Genomic DNA, 6,643 nt, shown 5'->3' with positions numbered 1-6,643 from the left:
AGGCCTGTAGCTCAGCTGGTTAGAGCACCGTGTTGATAACGCGGGGGTCGGCAGTTCAAGTCTGCCCAGGCCTACCATTTATTTACGGGGCCATAGCTCAGTTGGTAGAGCGCCTGCCTTGCACGCAGGAGGTCAACGGTTCGACTCCGTTTGGCTCCACCATAATAAATACGATAGTAACTATATAAACAAGCATAAACAGAAACAAATAATTCAGATATTACATCATACGATTATTTCTTTCTGTTTTATACAGAACTTATGACTCGACGAGAGCGTAAGAACTATTTAAAAACATAGATATGAGTCTGGGTTAGGAACACGTGTTCACGCGTTGTTCCTAACCTTAATAACTCACTACTTAACGACATCAGTTGTTATCCCAGTAGTGAGTTATTAAAAAAGTAAAGAGAACTGAATCAAGCGTATAAACATAGGTGATATCGTTATCATAATTAGACTTATATAACACTTTGAAGTTAAAACTTATTTATAAGTTAAGACTACTTGGGGTTGTATGGTCAAGTAATGAAGCGCACATGGTGGATGCCTTGGCAGTCAGAGGCGATGAAAGACGTGACAGCCTGCGATAAGCTTCGGGGAGGCGGCAATATCCTGTGATCCGGAGATTTCTGAATGGGGAAACCCACTTACCATAAGGTAGGTATCTTGTACTTGTACAAGAAGCGAACGAGGGGAAGTGAAACATCTCAGTACCCTTAGGAATAGACATCAAATGAGATTCCCCAAGTAGCGGCGAGCGAACGGGGAGAAGCCGATTAGTGCTAATGTAGAAGAACAGCGTGGGAAAGCTGACCGTAGTAGGTGATAGTCCTGTATTCGAAACATTAGCGTTAACATATTAAGTAGAGCGGGGCACGAGAAATCCTGTTTGAAGATGGGGGGACCATCCTCCAAGGCTAAATACTCCTGACTGACCGATAGTGAACCAGTACCGTGAGGGAAAGGCGAAAAGAACCCCTGTGAGGGGAGTGAAATAGAACCTGAAACCGTGTGCGTACAAGCAGTGGGAGCCTTAATTTATTAGGGTGACCGCGTACCTTTTGTATAATGGGTCAGCGACTTATGTTCTGTAGCAAGGTTAACCGTTTAGGGGAGCCGTAGGGAAACCGAGTCTTAATAGGGCGTTTAGTTGCAGGGCATAGACCCGAAACCGAGTGATCTATCCATGAGCAGGTTGAAAGTGCCGTAACAGGCACCGGAGGACCGAACCCACTGTCGTTGAAAAGCCAGGGGATGACTTGTGGATAGGGGTGAAAGGCTAATCAAACTCGGTGATAGCTGGTTCTCCCCGAAAGCTATTTAGGTAGCGCCTCGGACGAACACCATTGGGGGTAGAGCACTGTTTCGGCTAGGGGGTCATACCGACTTACCAAACCGATGCAAACTCCGAATACCGATGAGTGATATCCGGGAGACACACAGTGGGTGCTAACGTCCATTGTGGAGAGGGAAACAACCCAGACCGCCAGCTAAGGCCCCAAATTCCTAGTTAAGTGGGAAACGAGGTGGGAAGGCATAGACAGCTAGGAGGTTGGCTTAGAAGCAGCCATCCTTTAAAGAAAGCGTAATAGCTCACTAGTCGAGTCGGCCCGCGCGGAAGATGTAACGGGGCTCAAACTAGGAGCCGAAGCTGCGGATTTGAATTTGTTTTCAAGTGGTAGGGGAGCGTTGTGTAAGCCTGTGAAGGTGTGTCGTAAGGCATGCTGGAGGTATCACAAGAGCGAATGCTGACGTGAGTAACGATAATGCGAGTGAAAAGCTCGCACGCCGGAAGATCAAGGGTTCCAGTCCAACGTTAATCGGGGCTGGGTGAGTCGACCCCTAAGGCGAGGCCGAAAGGCGTAGTCGATGGGAAATCGGTTAATATTCCGATACTTGTTTATAATGCGATGGAGGGACGGAGAAGGTTATGTCAGCCTGGCGTTGGTTGTCCAGGTGAAAGGATGTAGGCTTACAACTTAGGTAAATCCGGGTTGTTATATGGCTGAGATCTGATAGCAAGCTGTACTTGTACAGCGAAGTGGCAAATACCATGCTTCCAGGAAAAGCTTCTAAGCAATAGTTATAAACGAATCGTACCCTAAACCGACACAGGTGATCAGGTAGAGAATACCAAGGCGCTTGAGAGAACTCTGCTGAAGGAACTAGGCAAAATGGTACCGTAACTTCGGGAGAAGGTACGCTGTTGATGGTGATAGGACTTGCTCCTTGAGCTGTTGACAGTCGCAGATACCAGGCTGCTGCAACTGTTTATTAAAAACACAGCACTCTGCAAACACGAAAGTGGACGTATAGGGTGTGATGCCTGCCCGGTGCTGGAAGGTTAATTGATGGGGTTAGCGTAAGCGAAGCTCTTGATCGAAGCCCCAGTAAACGGCGGCCGTAACTATAACGGTCCTAAGGTAGCGAAATTCCTTGTCGGGTAAGTTCCGACCTGCACGAATGGCATAATGATGGCAGCGCTGTCTCCAGCAGAGACTCAGTGAAATCGAAATCGCAGTGAAGATGCTGTGTACCCGCGGCTAGACGGAAAGACCCCGTGAACCTTTACTACAGCTTTACATTGAACTTTGACCTGACTTGTGCAGGATAGGTGGGAGGCTTTGAAGCCGAGACGCTAGTCTTGGTGGAGCCAATCTTGAAATACCACCCTGGTCATGTTGGGGTTCTAACTCAGGTATAACAATACCGAGGACAATGTATGGTGGGTAGTTTGACTGGGGCGGTCTCCTCCTAAAGAGTAACGGAGGAGTACGAAGGTGCGCTCAGACCGGTCGGAAATCGGTCGTAGAGTATAAAGGCAAAAGCGCGCTTAACTGCGAGACCCACAAGTCGAGCAGGTACGAAAGTAGGTCTTAGTGATCCGGTGGTTCTGTATGGAAGGGCCATCGCTCAACGGATAAAAGGTACTCTGGGGATAACAGGCTGATACCGCCCAAGAGTTCATATCGACGGCGGTGTTTGGCACCTCGATGTCGGCTCATCTCATCCTAGGGCTGAAGCAGGTCCTAAGGGTATGGCTGTTCGCCATTTAAAGAGGTACGCGAGCTGGGTTTAGAACGTCGTGAGACAGTTCGGTCCCTATCTACCGTGGGCGTTGGAAATTTGAGAGGATCTGCTCCTAGTACGAGAGGACCAGAGTGGACGAACCTCTGGTGTTCGGGTTGTCACGCCAGTGGCATTGCCCGGTAGCTACGTTCGGATGGGATAACCGCTGAAAGCATCTAAGCGGGAAGCCCACCTCAAGATTAGATTTCCCTAAAGAGCCGTTGAAGACTACGACGTTGATAGGCAGGGTGTGGAAGCACAGCGATGTGTGTAGCTAACCTGTACTAATTGCTCGTTTGGCTTGACCATACAACACCCAAGTGGTTTGTATCAAAGCTCTAATTAATCTATCTTGTATAAGCGAAAGCTTATAGAATATATATATTTCGATATCACCTTTAACCTTGATTCAGTTAGGTTACAAGTTGGTCGACCAATAGATAATATCTTGACGTCATAATAACATCAGACTCATATCTAACCCCCTTTGCTGACGACAATAGCGCGATGGCCCCACCTGATCCCTTCCCGAACTCAGAAGTGAAACATCGTTGCGCCAATGGTAGTGTGGTTCGCCCATGTGAGAGTAGGTCATCGTCAGCTCTCTATTCTAAAAAAGAGTCATCCTTAATTGGATGGCTCTTTTTTTTATCTTTTATTCCTAGTGACCTACATAGTAAATCCTATTTGAAGGTGAGCAAGGAATAACGACTGTCTGGGAGACAGTCGTCCGCAGCGCAAGACGGAAGGCTATGCCTGTAGATCTCTTGTGCTGCCTTGAGGAGGAACAAGAGAAACACTGTTTCGCCCGACGCAAGACAAGAGTCAGTGAAAAGTAATATAGACACATCACGCACTGCTGATATCTATTTTTCTTGCTTGCTGTGCCTGCGCAAACAGAGGCTACAAAAAATCGATATCAGCATTATCATAGCGATTTTAGGATATTTTGACTACAAGGCTGTGCTCACAGTTAATATGCTTTGCCCTAATAACGCTCCCGTCGTTCGTCAGCTCTTTATTTCTGAAATATCTCTAATTTATTTAGTAGGAGCTTTCTACGATCTCACATTGGTTTCTTAGGTTGATGTGACCTGTGTAGGAAAACCTGTTTTAAGAGGAAAGATCAATGACTATCCTTAGTGGCCAGAGAGGGGTGCAACTTGTTTCTAGCCTCTAGAATTGACCCTCGCACGTCCCAAACTAAATAGTAATACCGATCTATCCAAGATTCAAAAAGTATAAATATATTTTTTCATCTGTATACATGCTATTTTGTAGTCTATATAGAGAGATTAATTATTCTAACCTTGAAAGGATGAGTAGAGTTTGATCAATGTAAAAGTGATTTATTTCAGTTAGTTATAATAACTATAAAATAAAAGTTAATATTACCTTGACCCTCATCTCAAAGCGCGTATAATGCGTCCCAGTCGGAAGGGAAGCTACTTAAGAAAATGATTTATCATTAATTAAGGGAGCAATTAGTTTAAGAGTTCAGAGCGACTATTTAGATAGTTAATTAGAAGCCTTTAAACTAAATAAAATAACCACTTGACTTACCAAATAAAGCGTCTATAATACGCACCTCATTAAGGCAAAGCAGGAAAGCTTATATGTAAATTACATATAAATAACCTGACTAACTTACTGAAACAAATTATAAAAAAGCTTGACAATCCCAATCATTATGATAAGATAGTCGGCTCGCTAGATAGCTTAACCCGCAAGGGATTAGGGCTAAATGGTGAAAGAGATACCCTATATAATCACCTACTGGACGACAGTAGATGAACACTATTTAAAAGCATAACTAAAGAACAACTTGTGTGGATTTTTGCTGATTCAGAATGCTAAAAAATAAAGTTGACTATCTTTTCTTTTCGGAAAGATTATTAACTATAAAAATTATCATTTAAGACAGCAGAAAAACTCAAAGTTAATTCATTACGAACATAATTTTTAGCGATTTTGCCAGATTAGATGAGCCAAGTTTAGTAGCCTCTTTAAAGGGTTACATAGCAAGATTAAACTGAAGAGTTTGATCATGGCTCAGATTGAACGCTGGCGGCAGGCTTAACACATGCAAGTCGAGCGGAAACGATGGTAGCTTGCTACCAGGCGTCGAGCGGCGGACGGGTGAGTAATACTTAGGAATCTACCTAGTAGTGGGGGATAGCTCGGGGAAACTCGAATTAATACCGCATACGACCTACGGGAGAAAGGGGGCAGTTTACTGCTCTCGCTATTAGATGAGCCTAAGTCGGATTAGCTAGATGGTGGGGTAAAGGCCTACCATGGCGACGATCTGTAGCTGGTCTGAGAGGATGATCAGCCACACCGGGACTGAGACACGGCCCGGACTCCTACGGGAGGCAGCAGTGGGGAATATTGGACAATGGGGGAAACCCTGATCCAGCCATGCCGCGTGTGTGAAGAAGGCCTTTTGGTTGTAAAGCACTTTAAGCAGTGAAGAAGACTCCGTGGTTAATACCCACGGACGATGACATTAGCTGCAGAATAAGCACCGGCTAACTCTGTGCCAGCAGCCGCGGTAATACAGAGGGTGCAAGCGTTAATCGGAATTACTGGGCGTAAAGGGAGCGTAGGTGGCTCGATAAGTCAGATGTGAAATCCCCGGGCTCAACCTGGGAACTGCATCTGATACTGTTGAGCTAGAGTATGTGAGAGGAAGGTAGAATTCCAGGTGTAGCGGTGAAATGCGTAGAGATCTGGAGGAATACCGATGGCGAAGGCAGCCTTCTGGCATAATACTGACACTGAGGCTCGAAAGCGTGGGTAGCAAACAGGATTAGATACCCTGGTAGTCCACGCCGTAAACGATGTCTACTAGTCGTTGGGTCCCTTGAGGACTTAGTGACGCAGCTAACGCAATAAGTAGACCGCCTGGGGAGTACGGCCGCAAGGTTAAAACTCAAATGAATTGACGGGGGCCCGCACAAGCGGTGGAGCATGTGGTTTAATTCGATGCAACGCGAAGAACCTTACCTGGTCTTGACATATCTAGAATCCTGCAGAGATGCGGGAGTGCCTTCGGGAATTAGAATACAGGTGCTGCATGGCTGTCGTCAGCTCGTGTCGTGAGATGTTGGGTTAAGTCCCGCAACGAGCGCAACCCTTGTCCTTAGTTACCAGCGGGTTAAGCCGGGAACTCTAAGGATACTGCCAGTGACAAACTGGAGGAAGGCGGGGACGACGTCAAGTCATCATGGCCCTTACGACCAGGGCTACACACGTGCTACAATGGTAGGTACAGAGGGCAGCTACACAGCGATGTGATGCGAATCTCAAAAAGCCTATCGTAGTCCAGATTGGAGTCTGCAACTCGACTCCATGAAGTAGGAATCGCTAGTAATCGCGGATCAGAATGCCGCGGTGAATACGTTCCCGGGCCTTGTACACACCGCCCGTCACACCATGGGAGTTGATTGCACCAGAAGTGGTTAGCCTAACTTAGTGAGGGCGATCACCACGGTGTGGTTGATGACTGGGGTGAAGTCGTAACAAGGTAGCCGTAGGGGAACCTGCGGCTGGATCACCTCCTTATAGA

2 tRNA genes and 3 rRNA genes are annotated in these 6,643 nt (G+C 46.4%); all 5 read left to right on the top strand.

Annotated features, from left to right (window positions below):
- Nucleotides 1–77 (top strand) — tRNA-Ile (locus W293_RS0113820).
- Nucleotides 78–86: 9 nt separating this feature from the next.
- Nucleotides 87–162 (top strand) — tRNA-Ala (locus W293_RS0113815).
- A 357-nt stretch (nucleotides 163–519) separates the two neighbouring features.
- Nucleotides 520–3,381: ribosomal RNA gene (locus W293_RS0113810) — 23S ribosomal RNA — on the top strand.
- Nucleotides 3,382–3,561: 180 nt separating this feature from the next.
- Nucleotides 3,562–3,675: ribosomal RNA gene (gene rrf / locus W293_RS0113805) — 5S ribosomal RNA — on the top strand.
- A gap of 1,426 nt (nucleotides 3,676–5,101) precedes the next feature.
- A 16S ribosomal RNA gene (locus W293_RS0113800) occupies nucleotides 5,102–6,639 on the top strand.
- Nucleotides 6,640–6,643: the final 4 nt, after the last annotated feature.

The sequence above is a fragment of the Psychrobacter sp. TB67 genome (genome assembly GCF_000511065.1).
Taxonomy (GTDB): domain Bacteria; phylum Pseudomonadota; class Gammaproteobacteria; order Pseudomonadales; family Moraxellaceae; genus Psychrobacter; species Psychrobacter okhotskensis.
The sequence above is the reverse complement of the archived record's forward strand: the minus strand, read 5'-3'. Positions and strand labels throughout refer to the sequence as shown.